The organism is Sphingosinicella microcystinivorans, assembly GCF_003634215.1.
In the GTDB taxonomy this organism is placed as follows: Bacteria; Pseudomonadota; Alphaproteobacteria; order Sphingomonadales; family Sphingomonadaceae; genus Sphingosinicella; species Sphingosinicella microcystinivorans.
Genome location: NZ_RBWX01000007.1, coordinates 1068993 through 1090752 on the forward strand (window position 1 = coordinate 1068993; position 21760 = coordinate 1090752).

General features: G+C 63.7%; 21 protein-coding genes. 13 read left to right on the forward strand and 8 right to left on the reverse strand.

The window, feature by feature from the left end; all coding sequences use genetic code 11:
* The first annotated feature begins 10 nt into the window (after positions 1-10).
* The 6 genes from DFR51_RS05225 to DFR51_RS05250 are packed head-to-tail and all read left to right on the forward strand — an operon-like array spanning position 11 to position 4685.
* Positions 11-376: a response regulator gene (locus tag DFR51_RS05225; RefSeq protein ID WP_121047935.1), complete on the forward strand. Its 366-nt coding sequence runs from the start codon at positions 11-13 to the stop codon at positions 374-376.
* A gap of 19 nt (positions 377-395) precedes the next feature.
* Entirely contained in the window at positions 396-1502 is a 1107-nt protein-coding gene (cheB, locus tag DFR51_RS05230; protein WP_121047936.1) for a chemotaxis-specific protein-glutamate methyltransferase CheB, read from the forward strand.
* Entirely contained in the window at positions 1502-2350 is an 849-nt protein-coding gene (locus tag DFR51_RS05235) for a CheR family methyltransferase (RefSeq protein ID WP_121047937.1), read from the forward strand. The genes cheB and DFR51_RS05235 overlap by 1 nt, the downstream gene beginning before the upstream one ends.
* A gap of 42 nt (positions 2351-2392) precedes the next feature.
* On the forward strand, positions 2393-3100 hold the full coding sequence (locus DFR51_RS05240; protein ID WP_121047938.1) for a J domain-containing protein: 708 nt from the start codon (positions 2393-2395) through the stop codon (positions 3098-3100).
* Positions 3097-3999 carry a DMT family transporter gene (locus DFR51_RS05245; RefSeq protein WP_121047939.1) on the forward strand — a complete coding sequence of 301 codons (903 nt, stop codon included), beginning with the start codon at positions 3097-3099 and terminating at the stop codon, positions 3997-3999. Before DFR51_RS05240 ends, DFR51_RS05245 begins: the two co-directional genes overlap by 4 nt.
* A complete protein-coding gene (locus DFR51_RS05250) occupies positions 3975-4685 on the forward strand; it encodes an N-acetylmuramoyl-L-alanine amidase (RefSeq protein ID WP_121047940.1) in 711 nt (236 codons plus the stop codon). The genes DFR51_RS05245 and DFR51_RS05250 overlap by 25 nt, the downstream gene beginning before the upstream one ends.
* On the opposite strand, the gene DFR51_RS05255 is transcribed toward DFR51_RS05250, so the two are convergent.
* The gene (locus tag DFR51_RS05255) at positions 4661-5221 is read right to left on the reverse strand and encodes a hypothetical protein (protein ID WP_121047941.1); all 561 of its coding nucleotides are present in this window, start codon (positions 5219-5221) and stop codon (positions 4661-4663) included. The genes DFR51_RS05250 and DFR51_RS05255 overlap by 25 nt on opposite strands.
* A 134-nt stretch (positions 5222-5355) precedes the next feature.
* Here DFR51_RS05255 and DFR51_RS05260 point away from each other — a divergent pair, with 134 nt between their 5' ends.
* A complete protein-coding gene (locus DFR51_RS05260) occupies positions 5356-6168 on the forward strand; it encodes an NTP transferase domain-containing protein (RefSeq protein WP_121047942.1) in 813 nt (270 codons plus the stop codon).
* Between the two features lie 45 nt (positions 6169-6213).
* Positions 6214-6954 (forward strand): phosphocholine cytidylyltransferase family protein, encoded by a 741-nt coding sequence (locus DFR51_RS05265; RefSeq protein WP_121047943.1) that lies wholly within the window; start codon positions 6214-6216, stop codon positions 6952-6954.
* Between the two features lie 5 nt (positions 6955-6959).
* On the opposite strand, the gene ligD is transcribed toward DFR51_RS05265, so the two are convergent.
* Entirely contained in the window at positions 6960-9449 is a 2490-nt protein-coding gene (ligD, locus tag DFR51_RS05270; RefSeq protein WP_121047944.1) for a DNA ligase D, read from the reverse strand.
* 2 nt (positions 9450-9451) lie between these two features.
* Positions 9452-10327: a non-homologous end joining protein Ku gene (gene ku / locus DFR51_RS05275; RefSeq protein WP_121047945.1), complete on the reverse strand. Its 876-nt coding sequence runs from the start codon at positions 10325-10327 to the stop codon at positions 9452-9454.
* A gap of 149 nt (positions 10328-10476) precedes the next feature.
* On the opposite strand from ku, the gene DFR51_RS05280 reads away from it, so the two are divergent.
* A complete protein-coding gene (locus DFR51_RS05280) occupies positions 10477-11076 on the forward strand; it encodes a hypothetical protein (protein ID WP_121047946.1) in 600 nt (199 codons plus the stop codon).
* A gap of 89 nt (positions 11077-11165) precedes the next feature.
* On the opposite strand, the gene DFR51_RS05285 is transcribed toward DFR51_RS05280, so the two are convergent.
* Positions 11166-11546, reverse strand: coding sequence for a VOC family protein (locus DFR51_RS05285; RefSeq protein ID WP_121047947.1), 381 nt, complete (start codon positions 11544-11546; stop codon positions 11166-11168).
* 102 nt (positions 11547-11648) lie between these two features.
* Between DFR51_RS05285 and soxR the strand changes: the two genes are divergently transcribed.
* The 3 genes from soxR to DFR51_RS05300 all read left to right on the forward strand — a co-directional run bounded on the left by soxR (position 11649) and on the right by DFR51_RS05300 (position 14130).
* On the forward strand, positions 11649-12122 hold the full coding sequence (gene soxR / locus DFR51_RS05290; RefSeq protein ID WP_121047948.1) for a redox-sensitive transcriptional activator SoxR: 474 nt from the start codon (positions 11649-11651) through the stop codon (positions 12120-12122).
* A 59-nt stretch (positions 12123-12181) separates the two neighbouring features.
* Complete coding sequence (locus DFR51_RS05295) at positions 12182-12487, forward strand: plasmid stabilization protein (RefSeq protein WP_121047949.1); 306 nt, start codon at positions 12182-12184, stop codon at positions 12485-12487.
* 86 nt (positions 12488-12573) lie between these two features.
* On the forward strand, positions 12574-14130 hold the full coding sequence (locus DFR51_RS05300) for an acyl-CoA carboxylase subunit beta (RefSeq protein WP_121047950.1): 1557 nt from the start codon (positions 12574-12576) through the stop codon (positions 14128-14130).
* On the opposite strand, the gene DFR51_RS05305 is transcribed toward DFR51_RS05300, so the two are convergent.
* Positions 14120-15133, reverse strand: coding sequence for an N-acetyltransferase DgcN family protein (locus DFR51_RS05305; protein WP_121047951.1), 1014 nt, complete (start codon positions 15131-15133; stop codon positions 14120-14122). The two genes, DFR51_RS05300 and DFR51_RS05305, sit on opposite strands and share 11 nt — an antisense overlap.
* Entirely contained in the window at positions 15093-15437 is a 345-nt protein-coding gene (locus tag DFR51_RS18940) for a hypothetical protein (protein WP_160119180.1), read from the reverse strand. The genes DFR51_RS05305 and DFR51_RS18940 overlap by 41 nt, the downstream gene beginning before the upstream one ends.
* 1 nt (position 15438) lies before the next feature.
* On the opposite strand from DFR51_RS18940, the gene DFR51_RS05310 reads away from it, so the two are divergent.
* Positions 15439-17481: a TonB-dependent receptor gene (locus DFR51_RS05310; protein ID WP_160119181.1), complete on the forward strand. Its 2043-nt coding sequence runs from the start codon at positions 15439-15441 to the stop codon at positions 17479-17481.
* Between the two features lie 390 nt (positions 17482-17871).
* Here DFR51_RS05310 and DFR51_RS05315 read toward each other — a convergent pair whose 3' ends face one another.
* Together DFR51_RS05315 and DFR51_RS05320 are read right to left on the reverse strand one after the other, a co-directional pair.
* Positions 17872-19329: a serine hydrolase domain-containing protein gene (locus DFR51_RS05315; RefSeq protein WP_121047953.1), complete on the reverse strand. Its 1458-nt coding sequence runs from the start codon at positions 19327-19329 to the stop codon at positions 17872-17874.
* 122 nt (positions 19330-19451) lie between these two features.
* Complete coding sequence (locus tag DFR51_RS05320; RefSeq protein WP_121047954.1) at positions 19452-21671, reverse strand: TonB-dependent receptor; 2220 nt, start codon at positions 21669-21671, stop codon at positions 19452-19454.
* Positions 21672-21760: the final 89 nt, after the last annotated feature.

The window sequence follows — 21760 nt, forward strand, 5'->3', positions numbered from 1 at the left end:
AGAGCCTGTGATGAAATCGTGCCTCATCGTCGACGACTCCAAGGTGATCCGCAAGGTTGCGCGTCGCATCCTTGAGGATCTGAGCTTTGCGACTGAAGAAGCGGCGGACGGGCGCGATGCGCTCGAACAGTGCCGTCAGGCAATGCCAGACGTGATCCTGCTCGACTGGAACATGCCGGTGATGAGCGGGATGGAGTTTCTTTCGGCGCTGCGTGCCGAACAGGAAGGCAAACGGCCTCTGGTCGTCTTCTGCACCACCGAAAACGATATGGCGCACATCCGCGCCGCGATCGACGCGGGCGCGGACGAATATATCATGAAGCCCTTCGACCGGGACGTGATCGAAGCGAAGCTCGCACAGGTCGGCGCGCTCTAGGCGCTCGGGGTTCCGAGCCATGAACACGGCGTCCGCTCCAACCGCACCGACATCGCCCCCGGCTGCGGCCTCGATCCGGGTCCTTCTCGTTGATGATTCCGGCGTGAGCCGCGCGCTGATGGCGCAGTGGCTCCACGACGATCCCGTCATCCGTGTGGTTGCCACCGCCGCGAACGGCGCGGACGCGATCGCGGCGGCAAAGGCGCATCGGGTCGACGTGATCGTGCTTGATGTCGAAATGCCCGGGATGGACGGGATCGCGGCGCTGCCGCGGCTCGTGGAAGCCGCGCCGGGCGCGCGCATCCTGATGGCGTCCACACTGACAACGCGCGGTGCGCGCGTGACGTTCGATGCGCTGAACCTTGGTGCGACCGACGCGATCGCGAAGCCGCGCAGCGGATGGGCGACGGCGGCCGGACCCGCGTTTCGCAGCGAGTTCGTGCGCAAGGTACGCGCGCTCGGCGAGATCGAACGGCCGAAGGCCGCGCCGCGCCGCGTTCCCGCCGCCGCGCCGCCGCCCTACGCCCGGGCGGAGCCCTCTCGCGCTGTGCCGCAGGTTGTTGCCATCGGCGCATCGACGGGCGGTCCCAATGCCCTGTTCGAGCTGATCGAGCAGCTGCCGAAGCCCGTGCGCGTACCCATTATCGTGACACAGCACATGCCGCCGATGTTCACAGCCATCCTTGCCGAGCACATGGCGCGGCGCGGCGGCGTGCAGGCGTTCGAGGCGGCGGACCGGATGTCCGTGCTGCCCGGCGTCGTCTACGTGGCGCCAGGCGGGCGGCACATGGAGGTCGTTCGCGCGGACGGCGTTGTGCAGCTGCGCCTTACGGACGCCGAGCCGGAGAATTTCTGCCGCCCATCGGTCAATCCGATGCTGCGCACGGCTGCAGCCGTGTGGGGCGCCGCCACGCTCGGCGTGATGCTGACCGGCATGGGATCGGACGGCCTCGACGGCGCGCGCGCTGTGGTTGCCGCGGGCGGGACCATGCTCGCGCAGGATCAGGCGAGCTCGATCGTCTGGGGGATGCCGGGTGCGGTTGTGAAAGCGGGCCTTGCCGCCGAAATGCTGCCTGTGAGCGGGCTTGCATCGGCGATCGGCTGCCTGCTGGAGGCAGGACGATAATGGCGCCCGACGCCGGATTCGACTGTCTCTCGTCGCTGCTTCGGGCCCGTGCAGGTATCGAGCTGGCACGGAACAAGATCTACCTCGTCGAATCGCGGCTGGGGCCGCTGGCGCGCGGGCACGGCTTCGTGAGCGTGTCCGACTTTCTGAAGCATCTGGCGCGCACCGGGATCGGGGAGGCACTGGCGACCGATCTCGTTGAGGCGATGCTGAACAATGAGACGTTCTTCTTTCGCGATATCCAGCCGTTCGACATGCTGAAGGAGCGCATACTGCCGCAGCTGCGCACCGCGCGTGCCGCGTCTCGCCGTATCCGCATCTGGAGCGCGGCGGCTTCGACGGGGCAGGAGCCCTATTCGATCGCCATGCTTTTCGCAGAGGACAGCGCAAGCTGGGCGGGGTGGACGATCGACATCGTCGGCACCGATATCTCCCGCCGCGCGATCACGCGGGCGCGAAGCGGGCTCTATTCCCAGTTCGAGGTGCAGCGGGGGCTCAGCATTCACCGCCTGATGGCGCATTTCGAAAAGAGCGGCGAACATTGGGCGGTGAGCCCGGAAATTCGCGCCAAGGTGCGCTTTCAGACGCTCAACCTGCTCGGCCCATGGACGCTCGGTGCGCCGTTCGACATCATCCTGTGCCGCAACGTGCTCATGTACTTCGCGCACGCCTGCAAGCAGGACGTTCTCACGCGCATCCACCGGCAGCTGAGCCCGGACGGCAAGCTCGTGCTGGGCGCGGCCGAAACCGTGCTCGGCGTAAGCAACGCCTTTGTGCCGGACTGGCAGAACCGGGGGCTCTATTCGCCCACGGGCATCCAGCCGCCGACGTTCGCACGCGCGGTCTGATCGCGGTTCCATCCGGCTGCAACAGCGTCTAGACAGCGGCGCATGTCGATCTGGGGCAAGATTCTGGGAACCGCCGTCGGGCTCGCCATCGGTGGCCCGCTGGGCGCGCTCGCGGGCCTGGCGGCCGGGCACGCGATCGATGTGGGCGCGGCACGGCTGGGGCGCGGCGAGCGCGCGCAGGTCGCCTTCACGATCGCCGCGATCGCGCTTTCCGCCAAAATGGCGCGCGCGGACGGCTATGCCTCGGCAGACGAGTTCGCGGTGTTCGAGCGATTGTTCCAGGTGGAAGCCGCCGAACGCCCCAACGCCGAGCGCTTCTATAACCTCGCCAAGCGGTCGACCGACGGCTTTGAAAGCTATGCGCGGCAGGCGCGGAGCATCATCGGCACCGGATCGCCCGTGCTTGAAGACCTTGTCGAGGCGCTGCTGATGATCGCGGTGGCGGACGGGGTGACGCGCGAGGAGCTGGAATACGTCGACCGCGTGCGCCGCGAGTTCGGCATCGCCGACGCCGATTTCGCGCGGATCAAGACGCGCTATGTCGCGCCGGACCCGGACGATCCCTATGTCGTGCTCGGCATTGCGCCCGGCGCGGACCGGGAGACGGTGCGCAGCGCCTACCTCGCGCTCGTGAAGCGGCACCACCCCGACCGGCACTACGCGGAAGGGACGCCCGCTGAGTTCATCCGGGTCGCCGATCTTCGCATGGCGGAGATCAACGCGGCGTACCGGACGATCATGTCGTCATGAAGCCCGCGCACCTCGCCTTCATCCTGTTCATCGACCTCCTCTGGGCGATGAACGTCGTCGCCGTGAAGGAAATCATCGACGCACTCGGCCCGATGACGGGCGTGTTCCTGCGCTATGTGATCGTACTGCTGGTGACGCTGCCGTGGCTTCGCCTCGTGAAGGGGCGGATGCGCGACATCGTGATCGCGGGCATTGTTTCCGGCGCGATCTTCATGGGACTGGGCGGCCTCAGCTTTTCGCTCACCGAGAACGTCGCGGCGCTTTCGATCGCTGGTCAGCTCGGCGTACCGTTCAGCCTGATCCTTGCCGTGATCTTCCTCGGCGAGACGATCCGCTGGATCCGCATCGCGGGCACGGCGGCTTCGTTCATCGGCATCGTCATCATGGGCTTCGACCCCGCCATCTGGGACGAGCGGCTGGGCGTGGGCCTGACGATCCTGTCCACCTTCATGTGGGCTGTCGGCTCGCTGATGTTCCGCCGCCTGCAAGGCGTCAATCCGATGACGATCCACGCCTGGCTCGCGCTCGTGAGCGTTCCGCTGCTTCTTGCCGCCGCGCTGTGGTTCGAACCCGGCGGCATGGCCCGCGCCGCGGCTGCGGACGCGCACGTGTGGGGCTGGCTTCTCTATGCTGCGATCGGTTCGTCGATCGTCGGCCATGTCGGGATGAGCTGGCTGCTGCAGCGCTATCCCGTCACGGTGATGGCGCCGCTCACCTTGCCGACGCCGCTGATTGCGGCGATCATCGCGATCATGGTGTATGACACGCCGATCAGCTTCGAATTCGTGATGGGTGCGCTTGTCACCTTCATGGGCGTCGCCGTGGTGACATGGCGGAGCGCGACGCAGAAGACGGACGAGGGGCTGGTCAAAGAATGGGCGCGCGAGGTGAAGCGATGATCGATTGCCCTTCGCCCAACCACGACGCGCGCTCGATGCCGGTTTCGATGGTGGTGCTGCACTACACGGGAATGCAGTCCGGTACGGCGGCGCTACAGCGCCTGACCGACGCGGAGGCGAAGGTTTCGGCGCACTACATGATCGCCGAGGACGGCAATGTGCTGCGCCTGGTGGATGAGGAGCGGCGTGCGTGGCACGCGGGCAAATCGTTCTGGCGCGGCATCAGCGACGTCAATTCCGCAAGCATCGGCATCGAGATCGTTAATCCCGGCCACGAGTTCGGCTATCGGCCGTTCCCGGAGGCGCAGATGGACGCGCTGATCCCGCTGCTCGCCGAGATCGTGAAGCGGCACGGGATTCGGCCCGGAAACGTCGTCGGGCACAGCGACATCGCGCCTGCGCGCAAAATCGATCCGGGCGAACTGTTCGATTGGCCGCGTCTTGCGCGCCTTGGGCTGGCGACGCCGGTTCCGGAGGCGATCGCCGATCCGCAATGGACGGACGCAGGCATGGTGCTTGCGCTCGAACGCTACGGCTACGACGTGAGCGATGGCCCGGCGGCGATCGTTGCGTTCCAGCGGCGGTTCCGGCCTTCCAATATCGACGGTGTGGTGGATGGCGAAACGCGCGCGATCCTGCTCGGTCTCCTGCTCACGACCCCTCAGGACGAGCTGCGGCTCGCCTGAGCCGCCACCTTTTCGGCGCTGAGCGGCAGCGGCGCGGCGGGCGGTTTGCAGCCTTTCGAGGCGCCATAACCTTTGAGGAAACTGCGCCGCGCGACGCCCGTGACGATCGCGGCCTTGTAGCGTCGCTGGTTCTCCGCACTGCCAGAAATCTCGCGCACGATGCCGCGGAAGGGCAGGATCAGGTTGGAGAGGAAATTGCCCGAAAGGCGCAGAACGGTGTCCGCACGCTTCTTGCCCCGGTCCTCGGCGATTTCGACATCAAGGTCGGGGCCGAGCACGGCGTTGAGCTTTTCAACCGCCGTGCGCACCTCGGCGCATTTGCGAATGCCCTTCAGCGAATAGGGATCATCGAGGATATCGAGCAGATCCTGCGGAATCTCGTCCTTTTTCAGGTTTACGTCTTCGACGGGCTGTGTCGCCGCATCGAGCGCGCGGCTCGTCGTCGGCTTGTCCTTCTCCCCGGGCGCGGTCTGCGCGACGGCGGGGAGTGCGACAAGCGATACAGCAAGCAGTGCAGGTGCAGTAAAACGACGCATGAACGGATTCCTCGAACACACGCCCCCATGACGTGATCTTGTCTCCCAAACCGGGGCCCGCGCCAAGCATGGACTTCGCCCGCGTTTGGTCATAGGCGGCTTCGAGGATGCGGTGTTGCGCTTTTGCGACAAGGATGGGTGGGTTGGAAACGGAGCACAAGGCACAGGTTACGGCGCTCCTCGTCGCCGGCAGGCGGCCCGGCACCGACCCGCTTGCCGCGCATTTCGGCGTGGAGGACAAGGCATTGATCGCGGTTGCGGGCGAGCCCATGCTTTCCCGCGTGGCGCGCACTCTTGTGGATCACCCGGACGTCGCGCGGACGGTCGTGCTGGCGCAGGAGCCCGAAAGGCTTCTCGCGCATCCGGGTACGGCATGGATGGCGGCGGATGCGCGGATCAGCACGCTTTCGGGCGGAAATTCGGTGAGCGCGGCGGTGGCCGCAGCGCTTGAGACCCATCCGGAGGGCTGGCCGTTCCTCGTGACGACGGCGGACAACGTGCTGCTCGACGCCGAGACGCTGACCGGTTTCGTTTCCGGGGCGAGGGCGGCGGGCACGGATGTGGCTGTCGGACTGGTGCCGCAAGAGGTGTTCGCACGCGCTTATCCGGATGCGCGGCGCACATGGCTCAAGTTCCGGGGCGGTGCCTATTCCGGCGCGAACCTCTTCTTCCTCGCGCGGCCCGCGGCGCTCTCCGCCGTGCGTTTCTGGCAGCGTGTGGAACGAGAGCGCAAGAAGGTGCGCGCCATCGCGGGTGCATTCGGACCTGTGCTTCTCATCGGCTACCTGCTGCGCGCCCTGCGCGTGGAGAGCGCGCTGGCGAGGGCAGGCGCGCGGCTTGGCGTGACGGCGGCGCCGGTGCGGCTCGACAGGCCGGAAGCCTGCATCGACGTGGACAAGGTCGAAGACCATGAAATTGCGAGTGCGATCCTCGCTGCGCGCGGCTGACGAGGCATTCCACATCCTGCCACATTTCCGGTCTAGGCGCGCAAAATGACCAAACGTGCCATCATCCTGAGTGCAGGACAGGGCTCGCGCCTGCTGCCGCTGACCGCCGATCGGCCCAAGTGCCTGATCGAGTTTTCGGGACGTACGCTGCTTGATTGGCAGCTCGACATGCTGATCGCGGGCGGCATCGACGACATCACGGTCGTCGTGGGCTTCAATTCGGACATGGTGGACGCGGCGATCGCGCGCCGGGACGATCGCGGCGCGCGCGTGCGGACGCTGTTCAACCCCTTCTATCAGGTCGCGGACAATCTCGGATCGGTTTGGCTGGCGCGCGAACTGATGGATCAGCCGTTCGTGATCCTGAACGGCGACACGCTCGTTTCGCGTGAGATTGTGGACCGCGTGCTTGCCGCGCCCGACGCACCGATCCGCGTGACGGTCGACGTGAAACCCGACTACGATCTCGACGACATGAAGGTGCGCCGTGAGGGCGAGCGGCTGCTCGATATCGGCAAGCGGCTGACCGCGGAGGAAAGCAACGCTGAATCGATCGGCTTCCTGCGGTTCAATGCCGAGGGCGCGGCGCGTTTCCGCGCCGAGGTGGAGCGGATGATGCATTCGCCCGAAGGAACGCGGAGCTGGTATCTGCGCGCGATCCACCACATCGCGGCAGACCCGGAATCGACGGTGCTCGTGACGTCGATCGAGGGGCTCGAATGGGGTGAGGTGGATTTCCCCGAGGACGTTCCCGTGGGGCAGAAACTGACCGCTGGCTGGCGCTGATCGGACTAGATGCCCGGTAGATTCTGGGCCGCAACGCCCCATCCGGCGAGATCGCGGCTGCCGGCGCGTTTCAGGAGTTTTTTCGCGTCCTTCACGGTGAAGGTGCCGGCCTTTTCGATGCCGTCCAGCTCTTTCCATGAGATGGGCGCAGCCACGGGCGCTCCGGGCCTTGCGCGCGCGCTATAAGGCATGATCGCGGTGGAGCCGCGCTGGTTGCGCAGCCAATCGATGAAGATGCGTCCCTTGCGTTTCGCCTTCGACATCGTGGCCGTGAACCGATCGGGCTCCAACTCGGCGATGGCGCGCGCGAAGCGTTCGGCGAAATCCTTGACGGCATCCCACTCCGCGCCGGGTGTGAGAGGGACGACGACATGGACACCTTTGCCGCCGGTGAGCATCGGGAAGCTGATGAGACCGATGTCGTCCAGATGCTTGCGCAGATCCTTCGCGGCGGTTTTCACGATGTCGAAGCCGATCGCCTCGTCGGGATCGAGATCGAAGACCATCCGGTCAGGCCGCTCGACATCCTCGACGCGGGCACCCCAGCCGTGGAACTCGATCGTGCCCATCTGGACGCAGGCGAGAATGCCCTGCGTATTCTCGACATAGAGATAATCGTCCGGCTTGCCGTTCTTTTCGACGATGGGAATGTGATGCACGGCCGGCCCGAAGCTGCCGCTGTCGTGCTTCTGGAAGAAACACTGACGCGCACGGCCCTGCGGACAGCGGACAAGGCTTGCCGGGCGATGCGCCAGCCATGGCAGCATGACGGCGCCGACCTGCCGATAATAATCGGCGAGCTCGCCCTTGGTGATCTTCGCTTCGGGGAAGATCACGCGATCGGGATGGGTAATCGTTACGCCGTCATCTCCATCGCTGACCGGGGCCGGGGTTTCGGGTGCGATATCGCCCGGCATCTTGTCCTCCCGCAACCCGATGAAACTGGCATGGCGTAGACGATCATCGGACGTGAATTCGGCAAAGGCAATTTCGGCGACGAGTTTCGGCGTCACCCAGTTCGCGCCCCGTGCTTCCGCGCGCGGGACCGCGACCGGCGCGGTCTTGCGTGCGAGGGGGCGCAGCTTGCCTTCGAGCATGGCGAACGTATCGGCATCGAATCCTGTGCCCGCTTTGCCTGCATAGGCAAGTCCATTTGCACGGTTCTGCGCGAGCAGCAGCGACGCGAACGGCCGCGCCTTCGCGCTGCTCGCCGTCCAGCCGACGATCACGAATTCCTGGCGGCGGGTGCATTTCACCTTCAGCCAGTTTTTCGTGCGTTTCCCCACGTAGCGCGCATCGACGCGCTTGCAGATGATGCCTTCCTGCCCCGCGCCGCACATCGCCTCATAGAGCTTTTCTCCCGCGCCCACGACATGATCGGCGTAACGAATGGGGCCGTCTGGGGACAGCAGCCCCGAGAGGCGCTGTTTGCGCGCGATATTGGGAAGCTGCGCGAGGTCTTCGCCATCCAGTTCGAGCAGGTCGAAGCCGAACAGTACGAAGCCGTCGCTGCCCTCCGTGAGGGCCTTCTGCAAAGCGCTGAAGCTCGGATTGCCATTCCGGTCCATCACCACGATCTCGCCGTCGATGAGGCACGGCGGCAGATCGAGCGCTGCCGCAGCTTCGACGAGCGGCGCGAACCGATCCGACCAATCAAGCCCCGTACGTGTGTAGATGCGCGCCTTGTCGCCGTTTGCGGCGAGCAGGCAGCGGTAGCCATCAAACTTGATCTCGTGCATCCATTCCGTGCCCGTGGGCACATGATCGACGAGCGTCGCAAGCTGCGGGGCGCGAAAGGCCGGCAGGCGGCCGGACTTTGCGCTCTTGGGTTTCGCGCGCACGGTCGCGCTCCGCGCCTCGGTCATGGCGCGGGTGAAGGCCTTGCCGCGCTTGCCTTTCAGCGAGACCGCTGGCGCGCCCGCCGCAATCTGCGCCATCGATCGTCCCGTCTCGACGCTGGTCAGCACCGTTTCGACAAGCTCGTCCGACCCGCCCGCGTGGGTATCGTCGATCTTCCGAAGCAGCCAGTTCTCCCGCTTTTCCCCCGCGCGCGGTTTCATGCGCACGAGCAGCCATTCGCCCTTCATGCGCTTGCCGTGGAGGGTGAAGTGGAGATGACCGTCCTTCAGCGTTTGGCGGGGATCCTTCCCGGCGACAGGCTCCCACGTGCCTTCGTCCCACAGCATCACCGTGCCGCCGCCGTATTCGCCTTTCGGGATATTGCCCTCAAAACCGCCGTAGCTGAGCGGGTGGTCTTCGGTGCGGACCGCAAGGCGCTTGTCGTCGGGGTTGAGGCTGGGGCCGCGCGTAACGGCCCAGCTCTTGAGAACGCCATCAAGCTCGAGGCGGAAATCGTAGTGCAGGCGGGTCGCGGCGTGCTTCTGCACAACGAAACTGTTGCCCTCCGCGCGCCCCGGCGTTCCGGCAGGTTCAGGTGTCTTCTTGAAATCGCGCCGGGCGTTGTAGTCTTTGAGCGGGTCCGCGCGGCGTGCCATGGTCAGGCCCGTTTGCGCGCCGGAGACTTGGTGGCAGGGGCTTTCTTCGGCTTGCTCGCGGTCTTGCGACTCTGGGGTTTGGCCTTTCGCGCCGGCGTATCGACCGACTTGCGCAGCGCAGCCATCAGGTCGATCACATTGCCGCCTCGGGGCCGTTCTTCATCAGCGTCCTCGATGATCTTGCGGCCCCGTGAGCGCCGCTTCTTCTCGATCAGGCCTTCCAGCGCTTCGACGTAGCGATCCTCGAAAACCTTGGCGTCGAACGGCGCGGTTTTCTTGTCGATCAGCGTTTCGGCGAGTTCGAGCAATTCACTGTCGGGCTTGATGTCGTCGATGTCGCGGAAATAGGACGCGGCGCGGTTCACCTCGTCGGCATAGCGTAGCGTTTCCAGCATCAGTCCGCGCCCGCAGGGGCGGAGGCATACCGCGTACTCCCGGCCGCGCATCGCGATCTGGCCAAGCCCGACCTTGCGCGTGCGGCGCAGTGCCTCGCGAAGGACCACAAACGCCTCTTCGGCGAGATCGTCCGCCGGAACGACGAAATAGGGCTTTTCGTAATAGAGCAGGTCGATCTCGGTGACGTCGACGAACTGCGTGAGCTCGAGCGTCTTGCGGCTTTCGAGCTTCACGGCGTCAATCTCGTCCTGCTGCAGCAGAACATATTCGCCCTTGCCGATCTCATAGCCCTTGAGAATGTCCTCCGCCTTCACCGGGCCGATGCCGGGCACGACCTTTTCGTAGCGTATGGGCTTGCCCGACGGCTCGTGGATCTGGCGGAAGCTGATCTGCGCACCGCTTTTGACGGCTGTGTAGATCTCGACGGGGATCGAAACGAGTGCCAGGCGAATCTGTCCGCGCCAATAGGGTCGTGCGGCCATTCCATGCCTCCTGTGTGTCAACCGTTTGCATAACTTGCAGGCGAGGCAGGCGGTTCCTCCACGCACGTCGCTTCATCGCATTCGGGGAAACCAAGACCGGACGGAGCCGTTGGAAGAAGAGTGACTCAAGACCCCGGAAGGATCAGGAAATGGCATCAGGAGAACGCTATGGCAGCGACTATGAACCCCACACCGGTGGCCAGGGCGGCAGGCCGGGCCGATTTGAACGCGCGCGGAATTTCGATGATCATGAAGATGAACGCCGGTATCCGGGCGCGTTTGGCAGCCAAATGACCGATACTTATGAACGCGATGATCGGACCCGCGGACACCAGCCGCGCCAATATTGGGGCGATGATGGTGACGACGCGCGCGGCGACGGCGGCTACCGAGGGCGCGGGCGTGCCGGCTGGGGCGGCCACGACCCCCGCTCCAGTTATCAGGGCGCGGATCGCGGCGAAGACTATGGCCGGGCAGGTTATCGTCAGGAGAGGAGTGATGGTCGCAACAGCGGGCGCCAAGACTCTTACGATCGCGAATATGCGCGCTGGCGGCAGAGCCAGATGACACGGTTCGATCAGGATTATCAGGACTATCTTGCCGAACGACAGGATCGCTTCAATTCCGATTTCGACGCGTGGCGCAGCAAGCGGCAATCGGTGGCCGCGACAGAAACCGGCAACCCCATGATGTCTTCCACACAAAAGGCGGTGGAGGGGAATAGCGACAAGACGAAGACCCGGAACTGAAGGGCGCGCTCAGCGTCCATTGCGAAGGTCGTTCTGCATGGGAGCCGCGACGCATCATGCGCCGCTCGGCTCCCTTGCCGTTCTCAACTTCAGCCGTAGCTGACGATTTCATATTCGATTCCGTCAGGATCGAAAAAATAGAAACGGCGGCCGGGTTCGTAGTCGTCGTGATTGAATGGCACGAGACCTGCCGCGAACACGCGCGCCTCGGTTTCGTCGAGATCGTCGACCTCTACGCCGATGTGGTTGAGCGGGCGGCCCTTTGCAAAATCCTCTTCCGTGTAGGCGGCGTTCGCGCCGGTGTAGAGCGCGATGTAGTGGGTGTCCGAACCGACGTGGATGGTTCGTCCGCCATCGCGTGCGGGCCCCTGCCAGCGGATCTTCCAACCGAACAGTTTCTGCATCAGACCGGCGGTTCGCTCCGGGTCCGTGACGGTGACGTTTACGTGTTCAATGCGCGGAAAACTCATGAATTTTCTCCAAGGTTGAGGCGCTCGGCGGCGCCAGTCCTTGCGAGTCGTACAACCTCAAGTTAACTTGAGGTCAAGCATGATTTTTGGGAAGCCCGCAGCATGATGCGAACGACACTTACGATCGGCGAACTTGCCCGGCGTACGGGGCTTAGTGTCTCGGCAATCCGCTTTTATGAGGAGCGGGGGCTGGTGAGTTCGATCCGTACCGGCGGCAACCAGCGCCGCTTTCTGCGTTCCGACATACGGCGGCTTTCGTTCGCACTGATCGCGCAGCGACTGGGGCTGACACTCGCAGAGATCGAGGCGGAGCTTTCGACGCTCCCCGATGGGCGCGTGCCGACGCAGGCGGACTGGACGCGGATCAGTCGCCGCATGCGCAAGGCACTCGATGCGCGGATCGCCATGCTCGAACGCACGCGCGACCTTCTCGACGGTTGCATCGGGTGCGGCTGCCTGTCGCTGGACCGTTGCGCGCTTTACAATCCGGGTGACAGGGCGGCGCGGGCAGGGGCGGGGCCAAGGTTCCTGATGGGCGATCGCGCCGAGGATTTCGCAGGTTTAGGCGCGCGTTGAACCAATAGCACCGGACGGCGTTGGATCGGCAAAAGGGGGCGTGCAGCAGGAGAGACGCGATGCCCCGCGGCGACAAGAGCAGCTACACCGACAAGCAGAAGCGCAAGGCCCGTCATATCGAGGAGGGCTATGAAGAGCGCGGCGTGAGCCATGAAGAGGCGGAACGGCGCGCGTGGGCGACCGTGAACAAGGAATCGGGCGGCGGCAACAAATCCGGTTCGGGTCGCGGCAAGGCGGGGAGCCATGCCGAATCGCGGAAGGGCGGTCGCAAAGGCGGCGCGGCATCGGCCGCGCGTAGTGCCGCTGCCCGCTCGGCAGCCGCGAAGAAAGGTTGGGAAACCCGTCGGCGTCGCGGCAACGCCTGAGACTGCATCCTTCCCTCTCAATTATAGAACTTGAATTTAAGTTATATAGATGTTGAGCCCTTGGTCGTCATTACGGAGCAGCGACTATGGGCATGGCGGAAGCGATCGAGGAACTGCGGGCACGGCGCGCGCGGGCGCTCACGATGGGCGGGGACGATAAAGTCCGCCGGCAGCGGGATCGCGGCAAGGGGACTGCGCGCGAGCGCATTGCGATGCTGCTCGATCCCGACAGCTTTCTGGAATATGGCCAACTCGCCTCGCACGCGAGCCCGATCGGTTACGCGCAGACTGTGGAAGAGGTGACACCCGCAGACGGCGTGATCATCGGGACGGGGACGATCGACGGGCGGCCGGTGTGCGTTGCGGCGGAGGATTTCACCGTGCACGGCGGCACTTACGGCCTGCACCATGGGCGGAAGAAGCACCGCATCGCTGACATCGCACTGCGCGAGCGGATGCCCATCATCTGGCTGCAGGACGGCGCGGGCGCGCGCGCGCAGGAGATGATCGGGGAGGGGCTGCCCGAGGCTTCGCACCTCATCACGCTTGCGCGGCTTTCCGGAATCGCGCCGCAGGTCGCGATCGTGATGGGGCCGAGCGCGGGGGATTCCGCGCTGCTCAGCAGCCTTGCCGAATTCATCATCATGGTGGAGGGCACCGCGATGCTCGCGGCTGCCGGTCCGCCGGTGGTGAAATCCGCGACCGGGCAAAGCGTGTCGCCCGAGGAGCTTGGCGGCGTGGGCGTACATTGCCGGATTTCGGGGGTCGCCGACAATGCGGCGCCGACCGAGGAAGCGGCCATCGCCATGGCGCAGCGTTTCCTCTCCTATTTCCCGCGCAATGCCTATGAGTATCCGGAGCGGCTGGCTTGCGATGATCCCGCTGACCGGATGGACGAGCGGCTAGTGAGCCTTATCCCAGAAAACCCGCGGCTTCCCTATGATGTGAAAGAGCTGATCCACAGCGTTGTCGACCGGGACAGCTTCTTCGAGATCAAGCCCGACCACGCGCGCATGATCGTGACCGGGCTCGCCCGGCTCGGCGGCCATTCGGTGGGGATCATCGCGAACCAGCCGATGGTTTCGGCAGGCGCGATCACCGCGCAGGCGGCGAACAAGGCGCGGCACTTCGTGGACCTGTGCTCGGCCTATCACATCCCGATCATCTTCCTGCAGGACGTGCCCGGCGTGATGCCCGGGCCGAAGGCGGAGCAGGAGGGGACGCTGCGTGCGGGGCTTGCGCTCAGCTATGCGATTTCATGGTCGGCGGTGCCGCGCATCACGCTCGTCATCCGCAAGGCGTTCGGGTTCGGGGCGATCGCAATGGGCGGTGCGGAAGCGCAGCAGGCGATGATCCTTGCTTGGCCGACGGCGGATTTCGGCTCGCTGCCGCCGGGTGGATCGGTGCTCGCAGCGCATTCCAGAGAGATTGAGGCGGCGGACGATCCGCAGGCGCTGATCCGCGAGCTGACGGCGAACTACGCGCGCTGCGCGGGACCGTTCCATGCCGCGTCGAAGCTCAATATCGACGACGTGATCGACCCGCGCGAAACGCGGCCGCGCCTGATCCGGGTTCTGGACCAGACGTTGGCGCGGCGGACGGCGCCCGCGCAACCCGCGATGCGGCACGGGGTTATGCCGTGACGGTTTGCATCCTCTGAATGAACGCATCGACGCCGTCGCGCAGCGGATCGGCGACGGGCAGGCCGAGTCGGTCTGATGTGCGGGCCATCCAGTCCTGCCGCTCTGGATCGCTCATTTTCGAACTGTTGATGCTGATCCCGGCGCAGGCGATGGCGGGGTTCGTCAGCCGACCGAGCTGCTCGTAGAGCGCGATCGCATCGGCGAGATCGGGCATCGGGATGTGCGGATAGCCGTAGATCGTGCCGCGCGTCGGATCGTGGCAGAGCACGAACAGGTCGGGCTGCGCGCCGTGCAGGAGGCCGAGCGTCACGCCCGCGAAGGCGGGGTGATAGAGCGAACCCTGGCCTTCGATGATGTCCCAGTGATCGGCGCTGTTCGCGGGGCTCAGCCACTCGGCGGCGCCCGCGATGAAATCGGCGACGACGGCATCGATGGCGACCCCGTGCCCGGCGATCATGATGCCGGTCTGCCCTGTCGCGCGGAAATCCGCGTTGCCGCCAAGCGCGCGCCACCGCTTTGCAATGGCGAGCGCGGTGTATTTCTTGCCGAGCGCGCAGTCCGTGCCGACGGTGAGAAGGCGCTTGCCCATGCGGGGGAGGCCCGTTCCCGTGCTGAAGCTGACGGTGGGGTGCCGAACATCGTGCAGCGTGCGGCCAAGGCGCCGGGCCGTCGCGGCGAGTTCGGGAATGTCCGCGAGCCGCTGGTGGAGCCCGGCGACGATATCGAGCCCGGCCTCCAGCGCCGCGACAAGCTCCGACAGCCAGTGCGCCGGGATCGCGCCGCCAACCGGCGCGATGCCGAGAAGCAGCGCGCGCGCACCGCGGGACGCCGCCTCGGCGGGCGTGAGCCTTTCGAGCCCCAGAGTCACCGTCGCTTCGGGCATGGCATATTCGCCGATCACCGTCTCGGGCGCCCAGTCGCGCAGGCCGAAAGCGGTCTTGGCATAGGTCTCGTTCCGGGTGTCACCCAGGAAGAGAAGATAGGGTGACGGCAGGTCTGTCATGGGTTGGTTCAATATCCTTCAGCGGTTGGGTTTGGTCTTTTGGAAACGATGATGCGCATCGGACAATAATCAACTTGAATTCAATTTCAAAATAGAGAATGATCCCGATCGTACCGACGGCGCCCGCAACAGGCGCACGGCGGAGCTTGGTGACGGGGAAATGGGCCGAATCGGCGCATGGGACAAAAAGGGGAAACAAGATGCATGTATTGAAGCGCACGCTTTTGTGCTCGGCGATTTGCGTCGGGAGCGCCGGCATCGCCGCTTCCGCGACGGCCCAGACGGGTGAACTGGAAGAGATCATCGTGACCGCCCAGAAGCGCGCGGAATCGATCCAGGACGTGCCGATCTCGGTGTCGGCGTTCTCCGCCGAAGCCATCAGGGATCAGGGTATCGGCCGTATCGAGGATTTCGCGACCGCGCTGCCCAGCGTCTACATCGACATGCGCGAGCTGCGCGGCACGTCGATCTCGATTCGCGGCATCGTTTCAGACACAAACAACCCGGGTGTCGATCAGGGTGTCGGCGTTTACGTGGACGGCGTCTACATGGGCCGCCCGACGACCATCAACAACAGCCTTTACGACCTGGAACGCATCGAGGTGCTGCGCGGACCGCAGGGCACGCTGTACGGCAAGAACACGATCGCAGGCGCGATCAACTTCATCACACGGAAGCCGGGCGACGAGCTTCGCGGCGACATTAGCGCCAGCTACGGAAACTATGATGCGATCCGGGCGAGCGCATCGATCAGCGGGCCGGTGGTTCCGGGCAAGTTCTATGTCGGCATTTCGGGCGGCATCGACCGTCGCGACGGGCTGGTGAAGAACCTGCTGACCGGCACCGATCTCGACGACGTCGATTCGCTTTCGGGTCGTCTGACCGCGGTTTATAGCGAGAACGACGACTTCGAACTCGTCGTGCGCGTCGACGCCTCTCGCGACCGGACAAATTCCGGTGCCATCGACATTCTCGACAACGGCGCTCTCACCGGCACGCCGCTTGCGGACCCGGACGGCTGGGACCGCAAGGTCGTTCAAAATCGAGACACAGTGCAGAACCGCGACACGTTTGGCGCATCGGGCGAGATCAACTGGTCGCTGGGCGGTGGCAAGCTGACGAGCATCACCGCTTACCGCGACTTCAAGTGGTACAATCTCGCGGACAACGATTACACGGCGCTCGACCTGCTCGCTTCGGGCATCAGCGAGGATCAGAACCAGTTCAGCCAGGAACTGCGCTTTGCTTCGGGCGACAGCGGCCCGCTGACCTATGTGTTTGGCGTTTATTACTTTCACCAGCGGCTTGAGACGAATTCGGCTGCAGTGATCGGTGCTGACCTCGGCATCTATCCCGAGGCCGTAACCGGGAACATTCTTGCGACGGTGAAGTCCGAAAGCATCGCCGGGTTCGGCCAGGCGGTCTACCATGTGACGGATCAGTTCAGCGTTACCGCCGGGCTGCGCTACACTTGGGAAAAGAAGGACGTCATCCACAGCCAGATCGGCGACCCATTCGGATTGTTGCTCGCAACGATGCCCGAGCGCCGCTTTGGCCGATCGGAGGATGATTTCTCTCCCTCGCTCAGCCTCAATTACAAGTGGAACGACAAGGTTCTGACATACGCGACCGTCAGCCGGGGCTTCAAATCGGGCGGTTACAACGTATTTTCGGTGACGCTCACGGACGATGCAGAGTATGATCCGGAATTCGTGACGAGCTACGAGATCGGCCTGAAATCCGACCTTCTCGACAACCACCTTCGCTTCAACGCATCGGCCTATTACCTGCGCTACAAGGATCTGCAGGTGAACCAGTTGGAACTGGTGGGTGGCCTGCCGCAGTTCCAGACCTCGAACGCGGCACGTGCGCGCAGCAAGGGTGTCGAACTCGAATTGACCGCCCGTCCCGTGAACGGCTTCGATCTCACAGTGAATTACAGCTACCTCGACGCGAAGTTCCGCGACTATGCGAACGCTACGCCGGGCGGCGACGACTTCACCGGCAACACGATGGTGAAAGCGCCCAAGCACAACATCAGCGTCGGGGCGCAATATGAAGCGTCACTCAGCGACACGCTCTCGCTGACGCTGCGGGGTGACCTCACGCATCGCAGCCGGATCTTTTTCGGACCGGACAATGTCTATTCGGAGGGCGATGTCACGCTCCTCAATGGTCGGATCGGGATCGGCAGCGAACAAGGCTGGTCGCTGTTCCTGTGGGGACGCAACCTTACCAACAAGGACTATGCGCTCTACCGCAACGATGGCGTGATCATCGGCGGGCAGGTTGTGCAGTCTCTCTCCACGCCGCGCACCTACGGCGTCGAGGCGCGCTTCAAGTTCTAAGCATCGAAATCCTAAGCTGTTGCTCATTATACTGCCGTTGGGCAGTATAATGAGCATGGCACGGTACGATAAAACAAACGAGATATTTGCCGAAGCAGTGAATCTTGCCAAAAGTGGTCGTTTTAGGAACGTGGCGGAGGTCGAAACGGCGCTGCGTAGAAAGGGTTTACGCCTTCGGCCCGAAATGTCGCAGAAGGTAATGCGGTGCTGGATAGACGGCATCTGCTTCCGTGTTCGTAAAGCAAAGCGCTGGGATACCTAGTCGCCACAAACGTAGTCGTCGGTTTCCTGCCTGGCTCTCATGCCTATGGGTTTCAGGCATAAAGCCAGAGTTTAAAAAAGAGAGGCCGGGAAATTGCTTTCCCGGCCTCTCTTTCTTGTTCGGCGAGGTTACTTCGCGGACATCTGCTGCGCACTGAACGTGCCGCCATAATACTGCATCGTCAGCGTGGCAGGTTTGCCGCGCTTGCCGGGTTTGAAGACGACGTTGTGTTCGTCGTCGACAACGGAGACGAAGCGGCCCGCGCCCTGATAGAGCAGCGGCAGCGCCGGGCCGCCCGACTTGGTTCCGCCGAAATTAAGGTATAGCTGGCCATCCTTGAAGGAGAAGCCGTGCACCTCTGGCCCGAAGCGGTAGGGGGCGAAATAATAGTCGCCCGAAACGCTCGCGGCGAAATCCGCTGAAACCGGCAATGATTTGACGACCGGCTGCGGCACGCCGAGCATCTCTCGCGCGATTTTCTGTTCGACGCTGAGCGGCGGGAATGCACCGCCCTGGTTGTTGGTGGTGATGACGATGACGAGATCATCATCCGGGTAGTAGGCGTAATTTGCTGAGAACCCATAGATGTCCCCGGCATGTGCGATCTTGCGGTGCCCCTCGAAGCGCGTCTCGCCCAGACAGCCGAGCGTATACATGATCTCGGTTCCGTCAGCGAGTTTGTCGTGCTTCAGAATCACATCGCGGACGGCCTGGCTCGTCTTGTCGGAAGCGAACACGCCGCGCCGATATTTCAGAAGGTCACCCACGGTCGACATGATTGCGCCGGCCGAGAACGGAACGGTGGGATCGTACTGCAGTGCATTCTGCCAGCCGTTCTTGCCCTTCTTGTATCCGTGCGCGCGGTTCGGGACGAGGCGTGTCCAGTCCGAGTAGAGTGATTTGGACATGCCGAACGGCTCGAGGATGTGCGTACGGATATATTCATCGTAGGTCACGCCCGAGACTTTTTCGATGATGAGACCGATGAGATATGTGCCGGAGTTCGAATAGCTCCAGGCCGTTCCCGGCTTGAACATCAGCGGCTTGCTCGCGAAGTAGCCGACCATTTCCTCGCGCGTGAATTCCTTGCGCGCGTTGTATGGGAACTCCGGAAGATCCGTGTAATTGACAAGGCCGCCCGTGTGATTGAGCAGGTTTCGAACCTTCACGCTCCGCGCGGGTTCGGGCAGATCGGGAAGATAATGGCCGGCGGTTTCCTCGATGGATACCTTGCCATCAACGACGAGTTGCGCGAGGGCGAGACCGGTGAAGGACTTGGTGATCGATCCGATCGGGAAGACGGTGTCGACCGTGACCGGAACGTCCTGCTCCAGATCGGCCTTGCCGAAGCCCTTCGCATAGACGACTTCACCCTTGCGCTCGATCGCAATGGCGAGCCCGGGGAAGGGGGCGGCTTCCATGCGGTTCGCGATGATTGCATCGATGCGGGCCGCGGTTTCCGGCGAGAGCGCCTCCGCCTTCACTTCCGAATTCATGGCATCCGTGCCGAGCAGTGCGACGCCGACGAGAAGCGGGAGCACGCCCCTGCGCCAGCCCTGGGCGCCTGGAGCCTTCGATGAACGCATGAGTTCGCGCAAAACACCTTGTTTCACTCAGATGGTCCTTTCATGTGGGTGCCACCATCATCGAGCTGCCGCGGTCCCGTCGCGACGTCTCTTTGATGATGGCACGTTTTTCGGGCGTGATCCTAAAAGTTGAATCGCGCCTCCACGCCGAACGTGCGCGGCGCGCCGAGCACGATGAGCTGCTGCCCTACAAGTGCCTGGTTCGAGAGATCGAACAGGCGGGTCTTGTAGGTCTTGTCGGTGAGGTTCTTGCCCCAGAGCGCGATCGACCATCGGTCTTCCGCGCCGGCAAGCGTGATGCGGCCGTTAAGGAGGCCCACCGTGCCGACGCGGGCCGCGGGATCCTTGATCGGCAGCAGGTCCGTGCCGCGCTCGTAGAGATAATCGCCGCGCAGGGTGAGTGCCAAGTCACCGAGCGGGGCCGTGTATTGTGCGTTGAGACCAAAGCGTGTTTCCGGCGCGCGCGGCAGATCGGCCAGCGGAATTTCAGGACTGCCGGGTGCCGTGGGCACCGTGCCTTCATCATATTCCGCATCGGTGAGCGCGAGATTGAAGCCGAGTTCAAGCGCCGGGATCGGCACGGCTGTGACTTCGAGCTCGACACCGCGTGAGTGCGCCTTGCCGGCGTTGCTGGTGCGCGGATCGAAGGGGAGGGTGTTCGGATCGTCTGCCGAGATCTGGATGTCCGTCCATTCCATTGCGAACGCGGCGACGTTCACGAGCAGACGGTTTTCGAGCAGGCTCACCTTGGCGCCGATCTCGTAGTTCCAGATGTATTCGGGATCGTAGCTGATGCCGTTCGCATCACCGAGCGCATCGTTGAAACCGCCGCTCTTGAAGCCGCGGCTGACGGTCGCATAGGCCATTGCCGAGGGATTGAAATGATAGCGGATGTTGAAGCTGGGTGTGAAGGCTTTCCAGGTATCCTTGCCGGCGAGGCCATCGACCTGACCGCCGAGGAGCGCGAGCGGATCGAACTGCGAATAGAGGATCGACTTCTTTTCGTAAGTGTAGCGCCCACCGAGCGTGGCTTCGAGCTGATCAGTGATCTTGTAGGAGAGGTTTGCGTAGGCCGCGTAGCTATCCAGCTTCATGTCCGCGTCGGAACCGATGTCCATCGCCGGCACCTCGAGCAAATCGGCAAGGTCCTGGCCGAGGCGGACGAAGCTGAGGTTGCGGCTCGTCTGGTGGAAATAATAGAGACCGGCGATCCAGCTCAGCGCCGTGTCTCCCTGTGAGGCGAGACGCAGCTCCTGGCTGAAACGCCAGACATCTTCCGGGTCGCCGTCGTAGAGCCAGCGCAGCGGAGACATGTCGGTATCGCCGATGTTGTCGTATTCGTGCTCGCGATAAGAGGTGATGCTGGTGAAATCGACGCCGCCGAAATCGATGTTCGCGTTGAACGAAACGGCCCACGCCTTCAGCGTTTCCTTCGTCGCGAGGTCGGAATAGACGCGGCGATCGAAGGGGTCGGTGTTGAGCGGCAGCTCGAACAGCTCAAGGAGCTGGGGGAGAAGCTGATCGGGATTGTAGCTCAGCGTTTCGAAATATTTCGAGCGCTGGTTCACCTTGCGATACTCGCCGGTGAGCGTGAATTCGGCGTTCTCCGTAGGCAGCATGAGCAACTGGCCGCGTATGCCCCACGTGTGTGAATCGTCGCCGCGCGTGCCGTCGATCTCGTTGCGCGTGAAGCCGTTGCGGTCTTCATATTGCGCCGAGACGCGGGCGAGGAGCTTGTCTGCGATGATAGGGCCGCTGACGGCGCCGCGCAGGTTGACGGCATCGTAGTCGCCGTAGCCAGCAGAGACATAGCCTTCGAATTCGTGTGTCGGCTTCTGTGTGGTGATGCTGATCACACCGCCCACGGTATTGCGACCGAAGAGCGTGCCCTGCGGACCGCGCAGCACCTCGACGCGCTCGACATCCACCATGTCGATATTGGCGCCGACGCCGCCGCCCATGAAAACCTCGTCGACATAGACGCCGACAGCCGGATCCTGCCCTGCAGAACCCGAGCTTGCGGAAATGCCGCGCAGGGCGATGGGCGAAAGTTTAAGGTCCGAAAAATTGCCGAAGCCCAGGCTTGGCGTATTTTGCGCAAGATCGGCGAGGCCATCGATGCCGCGCGCTGTGAGGCCGGCTTCGGAGTAGGCTGTGATGGCGATCGGCACGTCCTGCACGCTTTCCGTGCGCTTCTGGGCGGTGACGGTGATGATTTCGATGCCGTAAGTATCTTCCTGCGCCAACGCCGGTACAGGCGAGAGCAGTGCAAGCACCGCGGCCGACCGCATGAGGCGCCGCGCGGGACGTCGGCTGCTGACAGGATTTACCGATTTCGACATTCCATTCCCCCTTTGGTCTGTTCGTATCACGTTGTAGAATATAAATTCATATTCAAGTCAAATGCTGTGCATTATGAGAGGGTGGTCCT

Bases quoted from the DNA above. Each gene is read 5' to 3' on its own strand.
- DFR51_RS05225 (WP_121047935.1), top strand. From the start codon at position 11: ATGAAATCGTGCCTCATCGTCGACGACTCCAAGGTGATCCGCAAGGTT.
- cheB (WP_121047936.1), top strand. From the start codon at position 396: ATGAACACGGCGTCCGCTCCAACCGCACCGACATCGCCCCCGGCTGCG.
- DFR51_RS05235 (WP_121047937.1), top strand. From the start codon at position 1,502: ATGGCGCCCGACGCCGGATTCGACTGTCTCTCGTCGCTGCTTCGGGCC.
- DFR51_RS05240 (WP_121047938.1), top strand. From the start codon at position 2,393: ATGTCGATCTGGGGCAAGATTCTGGGAACCGCCGTCGGGCTCGCCATC.
- DFR51_RS05245 (WP_121047939.1), top strand. From the start codon at position 3,097: ATGAAGCCCGCGCACCTCGCCTTCATCCTGTTCATCGACCTCCTCTGG.
- DFR51_RS05250 (WP_121047940.1), top strand. From the start codon at position 3,975: ATGGGCGCGCGAGGTGAAGCGATGATCGATTGCCCTTCGCCCAACCAC.
- DFR51_RS05255 (WP_121047941.1), bottom strand. From the start codon at position 5,221: ATGCGTCGTTTTACTGCACCTGCACTGCTTGCTGTATCGCTTGTCGCA.
- DFR51_RS05260 (WP_121047942.1), top strand. From the start codon at position 5,356: ATGGGTGGGTTGGAAACGGAGCACAAGGCACAGGTTACGGCGCTCCTC.
- DFR51_RS05265 (WP_121047943.1), top strand. From the start codon at position 6,214: ATGACCAAACGTGCCATCATCCTGAGTGCAGGACAGGGCTCGCGCCTG.
- ligD (WP_121047944.1), bottom strand. From the start codon at position 9,449: ATGGCACGCCGCGCGGACCCGCTCAAAGACTACAACGCCCGGCGCGAT.
- ku (WP_121047945.1), bottom strand. From the start codon at position 10,327: ATGGCCGCACGACCCTATTGGCGCGGACAGATTCGCCTGGCACTCGTT.
- DFR51_RS05280 (WP_121047946.1), top strand. From the start codon at position 10,477: ATGGCATCAGGAGAACGCTATGGCAGCGACTATGAACCCCACACCGGT.
- DFR51_RS05285 (WP_121047947.1), bottom strand. From the start codon at position 11,546: ATGAGTTTTCCGCGCATTGAACACGTAAACGTCACCGTCACGGACCCG.
- soxR (WP_121047948.1), top strand. From the start codon at position 11,649: ATGATGCGAACGACACTTACGATCGGCGAACTTGCCCGGCGTACGGGG.
- DFR51_RS05295 (WP_121047949.1), top strand. From the start codon at position 12,182: ATGCCCCGCGGCGACAAGAGCAGCTACACCGACAAGCAGAAGCGCAAG.
- DFR51_RS05300 (WP_121047950.1), top strand. From the start codon at position 12,574: ATGGGCATGGCGGAAGCGATCGAGGAACTGCGGGCACGGCGCGCGCGG.
- DFR51_RS05305 (WP_121047951.1), bottom strand. From the start codon at position 15,133: ATGACAGACCTGCCGTCACCCTATCTTCTCTTCCTGGGTGACACCCGG.
- DFR51_RS18940 (WP_160119180.1), bottom strand. From the start codon at position 15,437: ATGATCTCTTCCAGTTCACCCGTCTGGGCCGTCGCGGAAGCGGCGATG.
- DFR51_RS05315 (WP_121047953.1), bottom strand. From the start codon at position 19,329: ATGCGTTCATCGAAGGCTCCAGGCGCCCAGGGCTGGCGCAGGGGCGTG.
- DFR51_RS05320 (WP_121047954.1), bottom strand. From the start codon at position 21,671: ATGTCGAAATCGGTAAATCCTGTCAGCAGCCGACGTCCCGCGCGGCGC.